At 53.8% G+C, this 654-nt stretch carries 1 protein-coding gene; it reads right to left on the bottom strand.

Features of this window, described 5'->3' with window-relative positions; genetic code table 11:
* Positions 1–654, bottom strand: a 654-nt coding sequence (gene istA / locus AAY72_RS11280) for an IS21 family transposase (RefSeq protein WP_156411321.1), incomplete at both ends; no start/stop codon positions are given.

Raw genomic sequence — 654 nt, 5'->3', positions numbered from 1 at the left:
GCCAGTGAGTAAAACACCTGATGGCGCAGCCGGGCTAATACCCAGCGCTCAACTATCAGTACAGCCGATTCGACTTTGCCTTTACCCTGCGGTTTACGTGGCCGGGTGGGCATCAGTGCACAGCCATAATGTCTGGCCAGAGCTTTGTAATTGTCGTTAAGCACCGGCTCGAACTTATCGGCTTTATCAACGGCCGCTTTGAGATTATCGGGTATCAATAACGCCGGTACGCCGCCTAAAAACGTCAGGCAGCGGCTGTTTGCCATCAGCCAGGATCCCATATCCTGACCTTCGCAGGCTTCAATATAGGTGTAGTTTGATGCGCCCATTGTGGCGACGAAGATAGCAGCTGGTTTTATCTCGCCTGTTTCTGGATTCACAATCGGCACCGTCGGGCCACAGAAGTCGATAAACAGCTTCTCACCGGCTTCATGATGCTGTCGCATAGAGCGCTTTTGCACAGCACACCAGCGGCGATAATGCTCGCAGTACTGCGTGTAGCCAAGCGCGTTACTGCCATGTTCAGCCTGATACTCCTGCCATAACAGCAGTTTGGTGACGCCTTTTCTGCGCAGCTCAAGGTGCACCTGCACCCACAGCGGCAACACCCGCTGTGTACTGTAATCACGGCCGGGGAATAACTGTTTGTCGAGG

The sequence above is a fragment of the Alishewanella sp. WH16-1 genome (genome assembly GCF_001441695.1).
GTDB classification, from domain to species: Bacteria; Pseudomonadota; Gammaproteobacteria; order Enterobacterales; family Alteromonadaceae; genus Alishewanella; species Alishewanella agri.
This window is presented reverse-complemented; position numbering and strand designations above follow the sequence as displayed.